This is a genomic window from Streptomyces sodiiphilus, assembly GCF_039529215.1.
In the GTDB taxonomy this organism is placed as follows: Bacteria; Actinomycetota; Actinomycetes; order Streptomycetales; family Streptomycetaceae; genus Streptomyces; species Streptomyces sodiiphilus.
Genome location: NZ_BAAAMJ010000067.1, coordinates 1 through 15834, shown reverse-complemented (window position 1 = coordinate 15834; position 15834 = coordinate 1). Strand labels below are relative to the sequence as shown.

Genomic DNA, 15834 nt, shown 5'->3' with positions numbered 1-15834 from the left:
AGGCAGGCTCGTCGGCTCCTTGCCGCCGCAGGCCTGCACAGCCACACGTACGCGATCGACGCCGTGCTGGCCATTCACTTTGGCCATGCGAGACACCGGCCACCCGCACTTGACTGCGGAATACATTCCGAACCAGTCTCCACGTATGTCCACTCCGGCCGTTTCGTTCTCCGATCTGCCGAAGAGCTCCAAGCGCGTCGCCGACACCGTCGACCGCGCGCAGCGTGTCCACGTGACGCGCCGCGACGGCGAGGATCTGTACCGCACCACCGAGCGTCATGACCGTCAGCGTGAGGAGACCGCCGACGGCACCACCCAACTGTTCGCGGCCCTGATCGGCAGCGATGAGGGTGCCCGCGCGATTCTGCGCGCCCTGCCAGAGATCCTCCCGTGGACCCGGCACCTGCCGACCGAGGAAGTGCGCGAGTTCGTCGTCGACCTCGTGAACGCAATCCACGATGCCGCGCAGCTGGACGTGCACGCCAACCTGCACCGAGTCATCGCCGAATGGCGCTCACGGCCAGAATCCTCGCCGACCCCAACCTCACTGCGCAGGCCACCGCACCGCTCCCGGGCGAGGACCACGGCGAGGTACCCGCGCCGTGACCGCCAGCAGGCGTGTCCGCTATCTCATGCACGACTCCGACAGGCTGAACAGGTGCGAGTTGAAGCGGGGAACGACTCAAAGCCAGGCGTCATCGACCACGAACGAGACCATCGTGCCGCCGAACGGGCTGGGGCCGGCGGTCCAGGAGTCGGAGAGCATGTCGACCATGCCGAGACCTCGGCCGTGCACGTCCTCGGTGCGGGCCTCACGCATCCGCACATGGCTGGGAAGGCCAGGGCTGTGGACGTCCACCCGAAGAGCACTTCCCACGCGCCACCATTCAACCCGCACCCGCCAGGGCTCCTCGGCTTCCCCGTAGAGGATGGCGTTGGTGACCAGCTCGGAGACCATCAGCACGCAGTCGTCGACGGAACAGGACAGCTTGTGCCGGTCGGTGAGCTTCCGGAACCAGCGCCGGGCCCGCGAAACCGACTCGGGCACCGGATACAGGGTCATGCTTCCCATCGGCACCGGCTCGCTCCCACGACTCCCGAGACCGCAGACACCGGCAGTGTTGCTCATTCGCTTCCCTCCCTACGGGTGCCGTCGCAGCCGGACAGCACCGCTTGGTCGTGGCACGGGCGTGAGCGTCCATCGCTGCAAGCGTCAGGAACGATCGGGGGCTGCCGCCCCCTGTCACCCCCGCCGTCGCAACTCACGGCGCCGAGCCCCTTGCGCGACGTGCCGTGAGTCCGCGTTCACGGCCCACGCCCGCGCCACTTCGAAGTGGCCTTGGCCACTTGCTGGATAGTGGCATTAGCCACCCTGCCCGGGCAAGCGGTGCATAGGGGAAAGCGGAAACGTCAGCCGATCGGGTACCCCTGCTCGAACGCCCAACGTCCGGGCGGATACGTCGCCTCGGAGAACTCCAGCGGGCGATCCTGCAGGTCATAGACCACGTGATGGACGATCAGCACCGCTGAACCAACCGACAACTCCAGATCGGCCGCCTCGCAACCGGTAGCCAGTCGAGCACACATCCGGTCCTCGGCGTAGCTCCCCTGTCGACCGGTCTGACTCTCCACGTACATCAGCGTGCCCTCCCGAATGCGGTCCGGGTCACGGAGCCGGGGTGCCCGCTCGCCCACCTCCGGACCGAACCACGAGGTGGAAAGGGTGATCGGGCCGGACGCGTTCTTGGTTACTCTCCGCCGGTGAACTGCCTGGGTCCCGGGGGCCAGGGCCAGCGCCTCGGCCACATGAGCTGGAGCCTCCAGCCATCCGGCCGAGGTGATGACCGCGTACTCGCCGGGTGTGTAGATCTTCCCTGTCTGCCTGGCCCTTCCGTACAGCTCACGGGCGCGCCGATTGACCGCCAGCCCGCGCACGTACGTTCCCGAGCCCTGACGCTTCTCGACCAGGCCGTGGTGGCTCAAGGCTTCCAGCGACCGGGCGGCCGTCGGCCGCGATACACCCCAGTCGCTGGCCAGTTGCCGCTCGGACGGAACCTCATCCCCCGGCCGCAGGTCACCCCGGAGGATCTGATCCCGAATGTAGTGCGCGATCTGCAGATACTTGGGTTGTGCCTCTTCGATCCGCGGCATCCGGCTCCCTCCCTCGCGCTGGCCAGTGCCAGTGGCCACTATAGAGTGAGCGGCCGGCCCGGCACCCTCTACGCTGGCACGGGTGACGCGCTTGATCGTGGCAGCGGGTGGAGGGGGCGACGCAGTCGCGGCCTCCATGATCGCCTCGGCTCTCTACGGCGCCGGGAGCCCGGCAGTGATCCTCACCTATGCGTGGGATCGCCTTCTCATCGACCCGGTACCCGGCCCGCGAGGGCCTGCCGACTTCACCGGCCTCCGGCAGCTCACCCCGAGGGTCCACGCCGTCCTCGCCGGCACGAAGCCGAGACCCCCCGCAGGTTCGGCCCTGCCCAGGCTCGCCGCCGAACTGCCTCACACCTTCGCGCTCATCGACCCCCACAGCGGCGCCCAAGGCATCGCATGTCAACTGGGCGAACTCATCGAGCACCTGCACCCCGCATCCATCGACCTCCTGGACGTCGGCGGTGACATCCTCGCCACGGGCGACGAACCCACCCTCCGCAGTCCTCTCGGCGACGCCCTCACCCTGGCCGCCTGCCGCCATACCGACGCCCGCGCACGCCTCCTGGTCGCCGGTCCCGGACTCGACGGTGAACTCTCCGCGGAAGTCCTGCGCGACCGCGTGGGTCCGGCAGTCCTGACCCTCACCGCCCGACACGTCGAGCCAGTCGCCTCAGTCCTTGAGTGGCACCCTTCCGAAGCCACAGCCATGCTCGCCGCAACCGCCCGAGGCATCCGCGGGCTCTGTGAGATCAGGGACGCCGGCCTGCCCATCCCCCTCACCCACGAGGGCGCAACAGTCCACGAAGCCGACCTGGACGAGGCTCTCGCCCGCAATCGCCTCGCCCGCGCCATCACCTCCACTCAGAGTCTCGCCCAAGCCGAGCAACACAGCCGTGAGATCTGCGGATACTCCGAGATCGACCGCGAGCGGGAGAAGGCTGCACGGCTCGGCCCCCACCCGGAAGATGGGCTCGTCCCGGAGCGTGTCCTCCGCCAACTCGACCGGTTCGAGGAACGGGGCCGCAGCCACGGCATCACCCACACCACCTTCCGCCGCATCACCGAGACCCTCGGCTACCACGCCACCCAGCACCACGACCTCCGAGCTCTCCTGCTTGCCAACCGCCCGGACCAGTACGCGGCCCCCCTATGGAGGATCCGCGGAAAGCGGTGAGCGTATCCAGTCGATGTCGGGCATCACCGGGTGTTGATCTTCTGAAGGCAGACGCCGGGTTGGCATCCGCAGCGGTCCCCGCAGCCGTGCTGGTAGCGGCGCCGCAGCCGGCCACGCCGTACGCGGATGACCCGAGCCCGAAGTCGACGTCGTCCCACCACGCTCCTGGCCTCCCAAAGACGTTGACTTGACGGAGTTCACGGCAGCAGAGCCGCGTCGAGGTAGTCCCGCACCGGCTCGAACAGCCCGTACGGCACGTACTGCGGGATCTCGCCGTGCGCGGCCCCGGCCAGGTCGGCCACTTCTTCATCACTCGCGATGAGCGCCTCGCTGCCGACGAGTCGGCATGCGATGTAGCGATTTCCCGGCCCGTCATGGGGTGAACCCGTTGTCCGAGCACGCTCCGCGGGGTCACCTGGAGCCCGGTCTCCTCCTGGGTTTCGCGCGCTGCGGCTTCTTCGGGAGTCTCCTCGGGTTGGGCCTTCTTCTGCCGGGAACTGCCACGAGAGTGCGCCTTCCGCCACTCGGCGTCGCACGAGCAGGACGCGCCCGCCCTGAACGACGATGGCAGCAGCCACTGCTGCCTCGGCCTCGTTGGCCACGGAGGTCCCCTTCCGAGCGTCATCGTCATCGTTTCGTGGCGGTGTGGCTCAGCCTTCGGTGAGGGGTTGCCTGGTCGCGTAGTAGGCGTGCAGCGCGGCCTCACTGCCGGAGCCCAGGGCAGTCATGATCCGCTGGAAGCGGGCGGAGCGGACGTCGCCGGCCACAATGACGCGGGGATGCTGCCCGGCGGGCGGGCAGAATCCGTCCGCACCGCGGACCAGATCGCCGGGCGGCGCGGTCGGCGCGCTCCCGATGCTCAGGTAGGCGGCGTCCGCCGCGACCGTCCACCGCTCACCGCCGCGGCCCACCGCTTCCGCCGACACGGCGACGCCTTCCCCGGGCTCCAGCGTCAGGTGCTCGACGGGCAGGAGTGTGACCCGCGGGTCCTCGCGGATCTCCTCGACCTTGTACGCGTCGGCCGCCGGGTACGCCACCAGCAGACGCGTACCGGTGACCGGGTGGGCACGCAGAAAGGTGCCGATCGGACGGTCACCGCCCAGAACGAGAAGGGTGCGGCCCTCGGCGTCGGCCTCCCGGGCCTGCCAGAGCGGAAGCAGAGTCAGACCGCCGGGGGCGGTGATCCATGTGACGTCACGGGGCTGGAGGCAACCTACTCCGGTGGCGACGACGGCGTACGGAGCAGTGAGACGGGCGCCGGTGTCGAGCGTGACGGTCACGCGGCCTTCGTCGGCGCGGAGTTCGGTGACGCGCCGGCCCAGTTCGAGGCGGCACAGCCGTGTGCTCCTCAGTTCCGCAGCGATGGCCTCGGCCAGCCCGGGGCCGCTGGAGTGGCCACCCAGGACGTTGTTCAGGGACGGGATCCGGTAGAGGTTGCGGCACAGCCGGTCCGGCTCGACCAAGACCGAGCGCATGCCAACACCGGCGGCCATACGGGCGGCGGCACAGCCGGCCGGGCCACCGCCGACGACGATCAGGTCCGTGTCATGGGCGGCGGGCGAACCGACGCGGCACGGGGGCGGGGGCGGTGTGTCGGCCATGGGGCTATTCCAGCACCGGGGCCCCGGCGTACGCAGCGAGTCGCCCCATCACATGCTCGCCGGTGACGAGTTGGCCGACCCCGACCAAACGGCGGGCGACGAGGAGGCCGGCATCGTGGACGTCCGGGCCCGCATCACTGGCGGAGGCGTCCGTGACGATCCAGGGCGCGTAGCCGTGCTCGAATGCGTCGGCCGCGGACTTCAGGACACAGCTCTCGGTGGCGATCCCGCAGAACACGAGGTCGGTCCAGCCGGACTGGCGGATCAGTTCAGTGGCCTCGGGGGTGAAAAGTGTGTACCCGGTCTTGTCGACGACCGCGTGTGCGCGGGCGACCGCCTCCGTGAGTTCGGGAACGATGTCGGTCTCGGGTGGTTCCCGGAGCCGGCGCCACTGGAAGAAGCGCTCGTAGGGACTGTCCGGATAGTTGAAGTACCGGGTGAAGACCACAGGCCGACCGGCGGCGGACCACTGGGCGACCACGTCGGAGACCGCGTGCACGGCATGGCGGCTGTGATGGTTCACGAATCCGTTCTGCATGTCCACCACGATCAGCGCGGCACTGCCGATATCCATCCGTTGTCTCTCCTGACCCGTCTATTCAGTCGGCGCTCTCACGTAGTGCGTCCTGCGCGGCACGCAGCCGTTCGGCAAGCCCGCTGGACTTCATGATGGCCTCCCGCATCAGGACGTGCTGCGCGGTCTCCTGGGCACGGGCGGTGGTGAGCCTGGAGCACGCGGCGCGCAGGAAACGCCAGCCGTACTGCTCGGGCATGGAAGGGTCTCTTCCGTCCTCGATCATCTGCTGGATCTGGCGGGTGAAGCACCACAGGGCCTGGACGGTCAGTTCGCAGGTGACCAGCTCGTCGATGGAGAGGCTGCGCTCGCGGGAGTGCGAGGCGTAGGCGACACCGGACCAGCCGGCGTAGGCGGTGGAGACTCCCCGTACGCCGAAGGACACGATGTCCGGATGGTCGAAGCCGGTGGCGAGGAGCGACTCCTCGACTGTGCCGTCCAGGGGCACGGGCCCGCCCGGGGCGCCGCGGTCGACCAGGACAGAGGGCGTGGACAGCAGGCGCAGGGCGGTGTCGTAGGCGTTTCCGGTCCACGGGCCGGCGGTGAGCCAGTACAGGGAAAGGACGTATTCGGGGTTGGGGACGCGGGCGTGGCCCTCGTCCAGGAGGTCGCGGAGCTTCTCCCGTGCCCAGGGCAGGTCGGAGGCGTATGAGCGGTAGCGCCAGACTGCGAGGTCGGTGAGCGCGGTGGGCTCATGCGGCTGGACGAGGTGGAAGACGGCTACCCCGCACGCGAAGACGTACAGGACGCAGTCCTGCGCTTCGGGGTGGTCCACTCGGGCCAAGGAAGAGTCCAGCCACTGGTCGTCTGCACTCGGTGCCATGTGCGCGCGGAGTCGGCCGGCACGCTGGACGCCGATGAAGACCGGCAGGAACTTGTGGGAGTCGACTTCGATCCGGCTTGCCGCGGGTGCGACTGCGTCAGTCTTTCCCAGAGCAGTCGCGAACCGGGCCTTCGCGTCGTCCGACGCGCGTGCGAGTGCTGTGTCGAGCACGGCCTGGGACTCAACACGTGGCTGGTAACCCGCGCCGCCTCCTTCCCAGTTCGACACGGTCCGGTCGCTGACCCCCAGGTAGGCCGCAAAGTCCCGCAGGCTCATGCGCAGGGCATCGCGCAACAGCCGGGCTTCCCGGCCGGACCATCGCTGCACCGTGACCACCGTCGCACCCCCCTGTCCGTCACCCGATGGAACGCCGGAACGGTCAGCGTAGTCAGCCCTGTTCGGCAACGCTGCAGCATTGCTGCAGCGCCCGTACGTCACACCCTGTGGTCGTCCTGCACCATGCTGAATCCACCGGGCCGGGGAGGTGCCCAGCGTCCCTGAGGCGGCCCTGCACCTGTTCTCCCCCCCGTACCACCACCAGAAGGAGCAACCGGCATGACCGACATCGTCAAGCGCAACGCCCGCGCCATCCTCCTCGACGGCGACGAGCTCGTCCTCATCAAGCGCACCAAACCCGGGAGGAAGCCGTACTGGGTGTCGGTCGGCGGCGGGGTCGAGGAGGACGACGCGACCATCGAGGCGGCCCTGCACCGGGAGGTGTTCGAGGAACTGGGCGGCAAGCTGGAGCGCGCCGAGCTCGTCCACCTGATCACCGACGAGCTGGAGCGCGGCATCGGCGTCCAGCACATCTTCGCCGCGCGTCTGGAGTCGATGGACCTGGCCGTGCGTACGGGTACGGAGTTCGCCAAGCCGGAGCGGGGCGGGTACGAGGTGGTCCGGGTGCCCTTCACCGCCGAGGCCGTCCGTGAGCTGAACCTGATGCCGCCGGAGCTCGCCGACTTCATCGCCGCGAACACGGACGCGATCGTCTCCGTTCTCGACCTCCCGATCCGCGAGGCGTGATCCATGGAGCAAGTCTCCGACTTCGTCAGCCTCAATGGCCCCGACAACGTGGGCAAGACGACCCATCTGGTGCGGCTGGCCGAGCGATGGGACGGCCTCCAGCCGCTGGGCGCGGTCCACGAACACGACCCCGAGCCGTGGGCGCGGGTGGCCACCGGCAACTACGCCCGGTGGTGGTTCGAGACGTCCACAACCGTCGAGCTGACCGAGATGCTGCTCGTCGGCCACGCCAAACGGGCCGCCGCACGCGAGGACGGGCGTACGGGGCTGCTCGACCGGGGCCTGCCCATGCTCCTCGCCGCAGCGGCCGCTACATGCGTGGTCAAGGACGGCCTGACGGTCGGTGAGGCATTCAAGGCCGTGACGGATATCGCCGGCTCACGAGCGGAGGCATCGGAGACCTCGATCCTCCTGCTCCCGTCCCTCGACGCCGAGCGCAGCTATGCCATCACCAGCGCCCGCGAGGGTCGCCCGTGGACCGGGATCTACCCGGCCTACCAGAAGACGCTGCACGCGGTTCTGCTCCACCAGGCAGACCACGGCGCGTACACCGCGGTGGTGGACTGCGAGGGCCGCTCCCTGGACGACGTTCACGCCAACGTGCTCGATCACCTTGGCCTCAGCCGACTCACCGATGAGAGTTCCCGATGACCCAGACCCCACCGCCGCTGGTCCCGCCTCCCGGCCTGGCTCGCGCCATGGCCATGCTCCAGGACAAGGACCGCCACCGCCTGGACGACGCCGTCACCCGGCTCCACACCGTCAACGGACGCCTGTGGGACACCGAGGACAGGGTGCGCAGCGCCTTACTCTCCGCCGCCCAGGTCGCCGACTGCAAGCGCGAGATCGACCAGCTCAACGCCGAACGCAATGCGCTCGCCGAGCGGGCTGACGAGGTCCTCGGCTCACTGGCGGACGCGGGTCGCGCTGACGCGCCGCTGCACACCGAGACGCTCGCCTCCGTCGTCGACCGTCTGTCGGTGCTGACCTTGCGGATCTGGCACAGCGAGCGGGCGGCAGCCCGGGACGAGCTCACCCGTCGGCGCGTCCCCGCCCTCCACGGCCAGCGGGAGGAGTTGTGTGCCGCCCTGGACGCGCTGGTCTCCGATGTCGCCGCCGGCCGCCGCCGACTTCCCGTACCGGCCCGCTTCAAGCTGTACGGGCGGGACGACGCCGCCCCTGCCGAGATCAAGCCGAGTCGGCACCTGCGCCGGGTCCTCGCCTTCGGCGGGCTGAGCGAGTGCGGCAAGAGCACCAGCGCCGAGTTCGTCCAGCGCGCGTGCGGGGCCCAACGTCTCAAGATCGGCTTCCTGCTGCGGCAGGCGGCACACCGGAAGGGTCTTGCGGACCCGTACGCGCTGTCGGCCCGTCGGCAGGCCGAGCTGCTGCTCGGTGAGCTGAACCGCTTCGCGGACGCCCACGTCGACACTTCGCTGTTCACCATCGAGTCCGTCCACGACGACACCTCGATCGCCGAGCTCAAGCAGCTCATGGGCGACACGCTCCAGATCGTCTATCTGGATGCCTCCTTCGCCGTACGCGTCGAGCGGTCCGGCACTCCGGCCCAGGCCGTCGCCGCGAAGGACGAGGTCAAGATGAGCCGCGGTGCTCATCTGGTCGCCGCGCCGGCCGATCACGTGATCGACAACACCGGCAGCATCGCCGCCCTTCGCGCGCGACTCGGGCGCATCGCCGCCCCGCCCACGGTCACGGCGCTGCGCGTGGTGCCCCCGTACGCGCTGGGCCTGCCGGCGGTCGTCGCCTCGGCGACGGCCGACTTCACCGGCGGAGTACGGGCGTACGGCCCCGGCGTACGGCTCGCGGCCCTGACCGGCAGCCCCGCCGAAGAGGGCTGGATCGCCGGCTGGTCCGACCTGGATCTGCTCGTGATCGCCGAACACGAGGCCACCGGCCGGGTCCACGAGGCCCTGAAGCAGTACCGAACCGCCCTGGGCCGTGCGGCCTCCCTCGGCCCCACCCTCGTCACCTCCGGCGAACTGACCGCTCGGCGCCTCACCCCGCGCCTGGCGTTCGCTCTCCACCAGCTCCAGCAGGGCAGCCCCGTCCTGTACGCCGCGCCCGACCTCGAACTGCCGGCGATCGGCCGCGACGAGCTCGCGTTCGCCGCCGTCCGCGAACTCCCCCAGGTCATCCTGACCATGCGCCGCTTGCGCGCCGACGCGGGGCCAGCCACACTGCGGCAGCTCTACAAGCACCTCGTGCTGGCCTGCCGCCTTCTCCTCCGCGAGCACAACCAGTGGGAGTCCGGCCCCGACCGGATCCTCGCCTCGGCCTCCCGCATGCCGGGCCTGCCCGTTCTCTCGGTGCCCTCCCTGGCCGAGATCTCCAGCGCTTGGCGCGACGGCGAAACCGAGCTCGTCCTCAAGCCCGTCACCGCGGCTGTCGACCAGTTCCTCGCCTGGTACGCCGCCCAACTCGCCGCCTGAGCAGCCCCTCCCTTCCTCCTCCTTCTCCATCCGACAGGAGCTTCGCCATGTCCGAAACCGTTTTGCCGTCCTTCTCCGCCCGGATCGTCGAGCGCCTCAGCGTCGGGGCCACGAGTCGCCGCGAACGCGTTATCCACTCCCTGGACGGGCTGGAGGACCCGGTCCACCCCGATGCCCTCGCCAACAGCGGGGCTCACCTGTGGCGCCTGCTCCAGGAGCAGGCGCCAGACGGACTCACTTCCGTGGACTTCCTCCTCGGCTTGGACGCCGGCGGCATCCTGCCGACCATTTCCCTCGCAGGCGCCGCCCGCCTCCCGTACAAGATCGCCTGGAAGCTGCACCTCCCGCTCGACGGCGCGGTCCGCTTCAGCGAGCCCCACGCGATGCGCACCGACGTCTTCGCGTACGGCATCACCCCCGGACAGCGCACCGTCATCGTGGACGACGAGATCACCACCGGCCGGACCCTGGCCGACCTCACCCACCGCCTCCGCGAGGCCGGCGCCGTCCCGCTGGCGGCGGCCTGCCTGGTGGAGGACACCACCCGAGGAGCCCGTGACCTTCTCTCCGACCTCGGTCTGCCGCTGGTCTCCCTCACCACGATCGAGGGCGCGGCATGACGGCGGTCGCCCCGGAGGAGATCAGATTCCACCACGGCTCCCTGGTCGTCCCCACCGGAGCCGTCCACACCACCCCGCTCGGGTACGACCGTGACAACGTTCCCATCGGCGCGCCGCTCCCGCTCGCCCCTTCCGTCGAGCTCATCCACCGCCTGAGTGGATGTCGCGAGACCATCGTGGCCTTCGAGGGGAAGCTCGGCGACACCCTCCTCGCGCTGTCAGGGGTTCGCGCGGTCCTCGACTGGCTGCGGCTGCGGTCGGTCCGCGCGGCCGTTCGGGCAGTGGGTCCGTACGCAGGGCTGATCGCCCGCACCGGACTGATCACGCAGCCTCAGACCACCACGCCCAGTGGCCGGCAAGCCGTGATCGGGGACCGCGCAGGGGTCGAGGCACATGACTCGGAGGCGACGGCGAGCCTGGTGCTCGACCCGGCCGCCCCACCCTGCTGGTCGAGCGACGGCCGCGCCCACCCGGACCTGCCCGCCCGCCACCACCTGGCCTTGGAGCGCCGCCTCGGTATCCGCCTCCCCGGTGCACCCCCCTTCGCTCCCACCCTCATGACCGGACCGAACGAGCTCGTGGAGGAACTGCGCTCGGTGGGTTGGCTGGGCGGCCTGGCCATCGCCGCCATCACCGCCACCAGCTGGCCGGAACGCAAGGACTACACCGCGCAGCGGTACACAGCCCTCGCTGAACACATCGCCGAGGTCCACCAGACCCAGGCCCGCCTGCTGCTCATCGGCGGCAATCCGGCCGACGGCCCCCGCATCACCGCAGAGGCCCCTCGGCGCCACGTAGAGATCCTCCGCCTCGACGGAGTGCCGGCCGCCTCCCTCGTCGATCTCCTCCCCCATTGCCACCTGGTCGTCGGCAACGACACCGGGCTCACTCACCTCGCCGCGATGGCGCGTGGCGAGAACGGCAGCAGCCCGCCGGTCGTCGGTCTGTACGCACGCCACAGCCACAGCAAGTGGCGCACCGGCCTGCCGCACCACCACGCCGTCGCCACCGGACTGTCCAACCGCATGCACCAGGGCGACCTGTGCCCCGTCCGTGACGCCATCCCCCCGGACACGGCCATCCATATGGACGCCTTCCCACCCGCCGCGCTGGCTCAGGTCTGCCTTGAACTGCTGAAGGGGGCGAGGGCCCGATGACCACTGCCCGGTCTCCCCTCCGGATCGGCCCGGTACGACGCTTCACCCACAACCTGCTCTGCTCCATCGACATCTTCGGCCAACCGCTGCTCCTGAAGTACACCCGCAATCCGGCTGAGGCCCGCGAGGAGATACGCGGCCACGCCCGACTGGCCCGGCACTACCGCGTCCCAGCCCTCCACGCCCACCTGCGCGTGCCGGGCGGGCGCCTCCTCGCATACGAGCGTCTCCCCGGCGGCACCGACCGGGGACTCCTGCTCGACCTCCTCAACGCGAGCGAGCCAAGCAGCGACCTCCACGCCTACATGGACCGCCTCACGACCGCTTACCGCGAGGTCATCCTCTCGACGGCGTGGCCAACCGATCCGGCGAACGTCATCCGCAAGCTGTACTGGGAGCGCGCGGCGCCCGGCGGTCGACTCGACACGTACTACACCGGCAACGATTTCCGAGTCGCCGACGGCCTCGTCGACGTCCCGGTCTCCCGCCTCGGCTCCTACGCCCTGAACATCAACGGCCGTCGGCACCATCTGGACTGGGCCACAACCCTCCGCCGGCTCCGCGCCCACTTCGCCACGGCCGAGCCAGTCTGGGCGGCCCTCACCCAGGGCGATCCCACGGACGTCAACCTCGCTCACCCGCTCGCCTGGTTCGACTACGACACCGCGGGGATGAACAGCATCCACGGCGAGTTCACGAACTTCCTCTGGTACGCCTCCGCCCTCGGCGGATGGCTCGTACCCGCGTACAACCCGACCGCCTTCGCCGACCACCCCGCCACCTTCGCCCACGCCCCGGCCAACACACCCGAACTCCGGCGAGCGTTCATCGACCGCACCACCAGTGCCATCCACATCGACTACGCCCCGCGCCTCTCGACTCCCCGGCAAGCAGTCGTAACCGCGTACTGGAACCAGCTCGTACGGCCGGTCGCGGACCGCCTCTGGCCCAGCGCGGACCTCGCCAATCTGCTCCGCCCCTACCTGGTCATGCGCATCCTCGGCGTCTACAACCTTGCGGACCTGGCCCCCGAGGATCGGCTCGTCCTCATCGCCCGGCTGGCCGAGGCCATGAGCCCTGCCTTCAACCCCGCCACCTACTTCTGCCCGCTGGAGTCGCCATGCCCGGCCCTCTGAACGGCCGCACCGCCCTGGTCACCGGAGCCACCGGTGGCCTCGGCTCGTCCACAGCCCGCCGCCTCGCCTCCGAAGGCGCCACCGTCGCCCTCGCTCACTTCCACGACGGCCGGGCCGCGGACAAGCTCGCCGCCCTTATCACCGACAGCGGCGGCACGGCCGTCCCCCTGGCGGCTGACCTTCGCGACGCCGGGACCGTACGCGCCCTCTGCCACAAGGCCCAGGACGCGCTCGGCCCGATCAGCATCCTGGTCAGCAACGCCGGTGCCTATCCCCGTCGGCCGTGGCCAGCGACGACGCCCGCCCACTGGGACGACGCACTGGCCACCAACCTGACCAGCCACTACCTCCTCGCCCACGAACTTACCCCCGCCATGACGGCTGCCGGCTGGGGCCGGATCATCACCATCGGCTCCGTCCTCGCCACGGCGGGCCGCCATGACCTCGCCGGCTACATCAGCGCCAAAGCCGGCCTCGAAGGGCTCACTCGTGCCCTCGCCCGCGAACTCGGCCCTGTCGGCATCACCGCCAACTGCGTTGCCCCCGGCTCCATCCGTGTCCCCGCCGAGGACACCGTCGTCGACGACCCGAAGGCCATGACCACCCGGCAGCTCGCCCGCCAGTGCGTCCAGCGCCGGGGCCGCCCGGACGACATCGCCGCAGCCGTCGCCTTCCTCGCCACCGACGACGCCGGATTCATCACCGGCCAGACCCTGCGCGTCGACGGAGGCTGGGTCCTTGGCTGACATCTGGCTCATGCGCCACGGCGCCTACGAAGGCCACCGCCCCGGCTACCACGCCCCGCACGAGGCCGCCCTCACCGTCGAGGGACGCGCTCAGGTACGCCGATCCCTGCCCCTTCCCAAGGGCATCACCGCGATGGTCACCAGCCCGATCCCCCGCGCCCGCCAGACCGCCACCCTCCTCTCACACCTGACGGGTCTGCCGATCGTCGCCACCTCCGGCCTCCTCGCCGAATGGCGCGCCCCCAGCATCGTCCTCGGCCGCACCGCCGCGACCTACCCACCGGCCTACCGCGCCTGGCGAGCCCGCCGCCTCGCCAACCCCTCCCTACGCTGCGAGGACGGCGAGAGCCTCACCGAACTCCACACCCGTGCCCGTCACTGCGCCGCCTTCCTCCGCCACACCGCCGGGCGCCACGGCCCCCTCCTGGCCGTCTCCCACACCCTCCTCCTCGGCGTCCTCACCCACCTCCCAGAAGGCCCCGCCGCCTTCGCCACCGCTGCGAAAACCCCCTGGCAGTTCGCCGAGGTCCGTCTCCTGCCCGCCACCGACGTCTGAGACCCGGTCTTCAGCGACCTGCCTGGTAAACGGCTGGCGCCCCGACTGCCACGCCCGGCGGAAGACGCTCCTACCCGTACGGTCTCAGTTCTGGTCTCATTCGGCTCCGTCCGGGTTCGTCCGCACGGGGCCACCCCGAACACTCCGCCGCAGCTCAGGACGGGTACGGCTCCCGCCGGACAGACAAGCGAACATTCGGAAAGCGTGTTGGGGCAACCCCTCACGGGTTCGAATCTCGTACCCTCCGCCCAGCCTCACCGGGCTGAACGTAGGGCCCCACCGCTCCGGCGGTGGGGCCCTACGCCGTCCGTGGTTGCAGTGTTGATTGCCTTGCATCGGTGCATTCAGAACATTTTGGTAACCGGTGGCAATCCCTTGCCGGCGGCTCATCGCCCGGGGCGGGCGGCGACGAGCGCTCCGGGATCTACCCTCGTACGGCATCAGCCGACCATGGGGCTGCGTCGAGATCGGCGCCGACGCGGCTTCGGCCTGCCCGCCCCGCAGCAGCGCACGCCGCACCACGCGAGGCGGAACGCGTCTTCACCCCCGCCCGTATTCAGGGTGATGCTCGCGCAGGTCTCGCCGGCCCGGCCGACACCCACATGGCACCTCGCGAGGTATATTCGATCCCACACTTGATATCAGGGAGACGCACATGAGTCGGACGGTTATCGACCTGGACGACGACCTGGTCGCGGACGTGGCGAAGGCCCTCGGGACGAGCACCAAGAAGGAGACGGTCAACACCGCTCTCCGCGAGGTGCTGGAAAGCCGGCGCCGGGCCCTGGCCCTTGCCCGGCTGCGGGCCGCGGCCGGGGACGGCGCTTTTGATCTGGAGCTGTTCGAGGACAAGGAGAACTACCGCCGGTGAACGCGGCCCAGTTCCTGATCGACACCAGCGCGCTCGCGCGGTTCATGCGCGGGGACGCGGAGCAGTACGGCTGGGACCAGGCCGCCGCGGCCGGGCTCATCGCGACCTGCCCCATCACCGAGCTGGAGTTCTTCTACAGCGCCCGGTCGGCTGCCGACCGGGCACGCGGCATCGAAGACATGCGATTGATCTTCGGCTGGGTACCCGTCGACGACCGCGCTTACGACCGCGCCTGGCAGGTCCAGGAAGCCCTCACCAAACAGGGGAAACACCGGAGCGCCGGAGCGGTCGACCTCGTCGTCGCCGCGACAGCCGAGCTGCAGGGGCTCACCCTGCTCCATCGCGATCACGACTTCGAGTGCATCGCCGCAACGACCGGGCAGGCCCTCCAGTGGTACGGCCCCGAGCACGGCAAGTAGCTCAGCTGTGGTTTGCAGTTCTGCTGGACGCCACTGGCCCCCCAGACGCAGAGTTGGAAAGCGTGTTGGGGGGAACCCCTCACGAGTTCGGATCTCGTATCCTCCGCCCAGCCTCACCGGGCTGAACGTAGGGCCCACCGCTCCGACGGTGGGGCCCGACGTCGCCGCTTCAGCCCTCGTCGTCCTGGTTCTTGTCCATAGGCAGGCCGCCGATCGGCGTGGGGCGCGAATGCTGGTAAGGCATCCAGTACCTGGAGTATGGTCTGCTGTATGGCGACCACCAAGGTGACAGTGACCATCCCTGTGGATCTCCTGGAGGAGATCCGGTCAGACGCGGCGGAGCGGGGTCTGTCGGCGTATGTTGCCGAGGCTCTGCGCCTCAAGCGGGACCGGGACCGCATGCGCGAGCTGGTGAACTGGCTCGAAGAGGAGCACGGCCCGCTGACCGACAGCGAGCGCGCGGCAGCCGACACGGACGTGGCGGAGCTCGACGCGGAGCACGAGCTCCGCCGTGTCACCCGGACGGACGCCGC

Annotated in this window: 18 protein-coding genes and 1 pseudogene; 12 read left to right on the top strand and 7 right to left on the bottom strand. The window is 69.9% G+C overall.

Features of this window, described 5'->3' with window-relative positions:
* The 3 genes from ABD299_RS21800 to ABD299_RS21790 form a co-directional block, all read right to left on the bottom strand.
* Positions 1 to 481: hypothetical protein (locus ABD299_RS21800; RefSeq protein WP_344265388.1), on the bottom strand; the 481-nt coding region annotated here is incomplete at its 3' end.
* Between the two features lie 201 nt (positions 482 to 682).
* Positions 683 to 1129 (bottom strand): ATP-binding protein, encoded by a 447-nt coding sequence (locus ABD299_RS21795; protein WP_344265385.1) that lies wholly within the window; start codon positions 1127 to 1129, stop codon positions 683 to 685.
* A 281-nt stretch (positions 1130 to 1410) separates the two neighbouring features.
* Positions 1411 to 2151: a GntR family transcriptional regulator gene (locus tag ABD299_RS21790; RefSeq protein WP_344265382.1), complete on the bottom strand. Its 741-nt coding sequence runs from the start codon at positions 2149 to 2151 to the stop codon at positions 1411 to 1413.
* Between the two features lie 82 nt (positions 2152 to 2233).
* Here ABD299_RS21790 and ABD299_RS21785 point away from each other — a divergent pair, with 82 nt between their 5' ends.
* Positions 2234 to 3328 carry a DUF1152 domain-containing protein gene (locus ABD299_RS21785; RefSeq protein ID WP_344265379.1) on the top strand — a complete coding sequence of 365 codons (1095 nt, stop codon included), beginning with the start codon at positions 2234 to 2236 and terminating at the stop codon, positions 3326 to 3328.
* A 197-nt stretch (positions 3329 to 3525) separates the two neighbouring features.
* On the opposite strand, the pseudogene ABD299_RS21775 reads toward ABD299_RS21785, so the two are convergent.
* From ABD299_RS21775 to ABD299_RS21760, 4 genes and pseudogenes are all read right to left on the bottom strand, one after another.
* A pseudogene (locus tag ABD299_RS21775) lies at positions 3526 to 3906 on the bottom strand (NUDIX hydrolase).
* 72 nt (positions 3907 to 3978) lie between these two features.
* Positions 3979 to 4929, bottom strand: coding sequence for an FAD-dependent oxidoreductase (locus ABD299_RS21770; protein WP_344265376.1), 951 nt, complete (start codon positions 4927 to 4929; stop codon positions 3979 to 3981).
* A 4-nt stretch (positions 4930 to 4933) separates the two neighbouring features.
* On the bottom strand, positions 4934 to 5503 hold the full coding sequence (locus ABD299_RS21765) for a cysteine hydrolase family protein (RefSeq protein ID WP_344265373.1): 570 nt from the start codon (positions 5501 to 5503) through the stop codon (positions 4934 to 4936).
* A 25-nt stretch (positions 5504 to 5528) separates the two neighbouring features.
* Complete coding sequence (locus ABD299_RS21760) at positions 5529 to 6602, bottom strand: helix-turn-helix domain-containing protein (RefSeq protein ID WP_344265391.1); 1074 nt, start codon at positions 6600 to 6602, stop codon at positions 5529 to 5531.
* 279 nt (positions 6603 to 6881) lie between these two features.
* Between ABD299_RS21760 and ABD299_RS21755 the strand changes: the two genes are divergently transcribed.
* The 11 genes from ABD299_RS21755 to ABD299_RS21705 form a co-directional block, all read left to right on the top strand.
* A complete protein-coding gene (locus ABD299_RS21755; RefSeq protein ID WP_344265370.1) occupies positions 6882 to 7349 on the top strand; it encodes an NUDIX hydrolase in 468 nt (155 codons plus the stop codon).
* 3 nt (positions 7350 to 7352) lie between these two features.
* Positions 7353 to 8000: a hypothetical protein gene (locus tag ABD299_RS21750; RefSeq protein ID WP_344265368.1), complete on the top strand. Its 648-nt coding sequence runs from the start codon at positions 7353 to 7355 to the stop codon at positions 7998 to 8000.
* The gene (locus tag ABD299_RS21745) at positions 7997 to 9796 is read left to right on the top strand and encodes a DUF4254 domain-containing protein (protein WP_344265365.1); all 1800 of its coding nucleotides are present in this window, start codon (positions 7997 to 7999) and stop codon (positions 9794 to 9796) included. The genes ABD299_RS21750 and ABD299_RS21745 overlap by 4 nt, the downstream gene beginning before the upstream one ends.
* Before the next feature lie 47 nt (positions 9797 to 9843).
* Entirely contained in the window at positions 9844 to 10416 is a 573-nt protein-coding gene (locus tag ABD299_RS21740; RefSeq protein WP_344265362.1) for a phosphoribosyltransferase family protein, read from the top strand.
* The gene (locus ABD299_RS21735; RefSeq protein ID WP_344265360.1) at positions 10413 to 11573 is read left to right on the top strand and encodes a glycosyltransferase family 9 protein; all 1161 of its coding nucleotides are present in this window, start codon (positions 10413 to 10415) and stop codon (positions 11571 to 11573) included. Before ABD299_RS21740 ends, ABD299_RS21735 begins: the two co-directional genes overlap by 4 nt.
* Positions 11570 to 12709: a hypothetical protein gene (locus tag ABD299_RS21730; protein ID WP_344265358.1), complete on the top strand. Its 1140-nt coding sequence runs from the start codon at positions 11570 to 11572 to the stop codon at positions 12707 to 12709. Before ABD299_RS21735 ends, ABD299_RS21730 begins: the two co-directional genes overlap by 4 nt.
* Entirely contained in the window at positions 12694 to 13455 is a 762-nt protein-coding gene (locus ABD299_RS21725) for an SDR family NAD(P)-dependent oxidoreductase (protein ID WP_344265355.1), read from the top strand. Before ABD299_RS21730 ends, ABD299_RS21725 begins: the two co-directional genes overlap by 16 nt.
* A complete protein-coding gene (locus ABD299_RS21720; RefSeq protein WP_344265352.1) occupies positions 13448 to 14011 on the top strand; it encodes a histidine phosphatase family protein in 564 nt (187 codons plus the stop codon). The genes ABD299_RS21725 and ABD299_RS21720 overlap by 8 nt, the downstream gene beginning before the upstream one ends.
* A gap of 655 nt (positions 14012 to 14666) precedes the next feature.
* Positions 14667 to 14882, top strand: a complete 216-nt coding sequence (locus ABD299_RS21715) for a type II toxin-antitoxin system VapB family antitoxin (protein ID WP_344265350.1) — start codon at positions 14667 to 14669, stop codon at positions 14880 to 14882.
* Positions 14879 to 15301, top strand: coding sequence for a PIN domain nuclease (locus ABD299_RS21710; protein WP_344265348.1), 423 nt, complete (start codon positions 14879 to 14881; stop codon positions 15299 to 15301). The genes ABD299_RS21715 and ABD299_RS21710 overlap by 4 nt, the downstream gene beginning before the upstream one ends.
* A 270-nt stretch (positions 15302 to 15571) precedes the next feature.
* The coding region (locus ABD299_RS21705; protein ID WP_344265346.1) for a CopG family transcriptional regulator at positions 15572 to 15834 on the top strand (263 nt) is incomplete at its 3' end.

Bases quoted from the DNA above. Each gene is read 5' to 3' on its own strand.
- ABD299_RS21770 (WP_344265376.1), bottom strand. From the start codon at position 4,929: ATGGCCGACACACCGCCCCCGCCCCCGTGCCGCGTCGGTTCGCCCGCC.
- ABD299_RS21735 (WP_344265360.1), top strand. From the start codon at position 10,413: ATGACGGCGGTCGCCCCGGAGGAGATCAGATTCCACCACGGCTCCCTG.
- ABD299_RS21715 (WP_344265350.1), top strand. From the start codon at position 14,667: ATGAGTCGGACGGTTATCGACCTGGACGACGACCTGGTCGCGGACGTG.
- ABD299_RS21755 (WP_344265370.1), top strand. From the start codon at position 6,882: ATGACCGACATCGTCAAGCGCAACGCCCGCGCCATCCTCCTCGACGGC.
- ABD299_RS21790 (WP_344265382.1), bottom strand. From the start codon at position 2,151: ATGCCGCGGATCGAAGAGGCACAACCCAAGTATCTGCAGATCGCGCAC.
- ABD299_RS21740 (WP_344265362.1), top strand. From the start codon at position 9,844: ATGTCCGAAACCGTTTTGCCGTCCTTCTCCGCCCGGATCGTCGAGCGC.
- ABD299_RS21750 (WP_344265368.1), top strand. From the start codon at position 7,353: ATGGAGCAAGTCTCCGACTTCGTCAGCCTCAATGGCCCCGACAACGTG.
- ABD299_RS21745 (WP_344265365.1), top strand. From the start codon at position 7,997: ATGACCCAGACCCCACCGCCGCTGGTCCCGCCTCCCGGCCTGGCTCGC.
- ABD299_RS21795 (WP_344265385.1), bottom strand. From the start codon at position 1,129: ATGAGCAACACTGCCGGTGTCTGCGGTCTCGGGAGTCGTGGGAGCGAG.
- ABD299_RS21730 (WP_344265358.1), top strand. From the start codon at position 11,570: ATGACCACTGCCCGGTCTCCCCTCCGGATCGGCCCGGTACGACGCTTC.
- ABD299_RS21725 (WP_344265355.1), top strand. From the start codon at position 12,694: ATGCCCGGCCCTCTGAACGGCCGCACCGCCCTGGTCACCGGAGCCACC.
- ABD299_RS21765 (WP_344265373.1), bottom strand. From the start codon at position 5,503: ATGGATATCGGCAGTGCCGCGCTGATCGTGGTGGACATGCAGAACGGA.
- ABD299_RS21760 (WP_344265391.1), bottom strand. From the start codon at position 6,602: ATGAGCCTGCGGGACTTTGCGGCCTACCTGGGGGTCAGCGACCGGACC.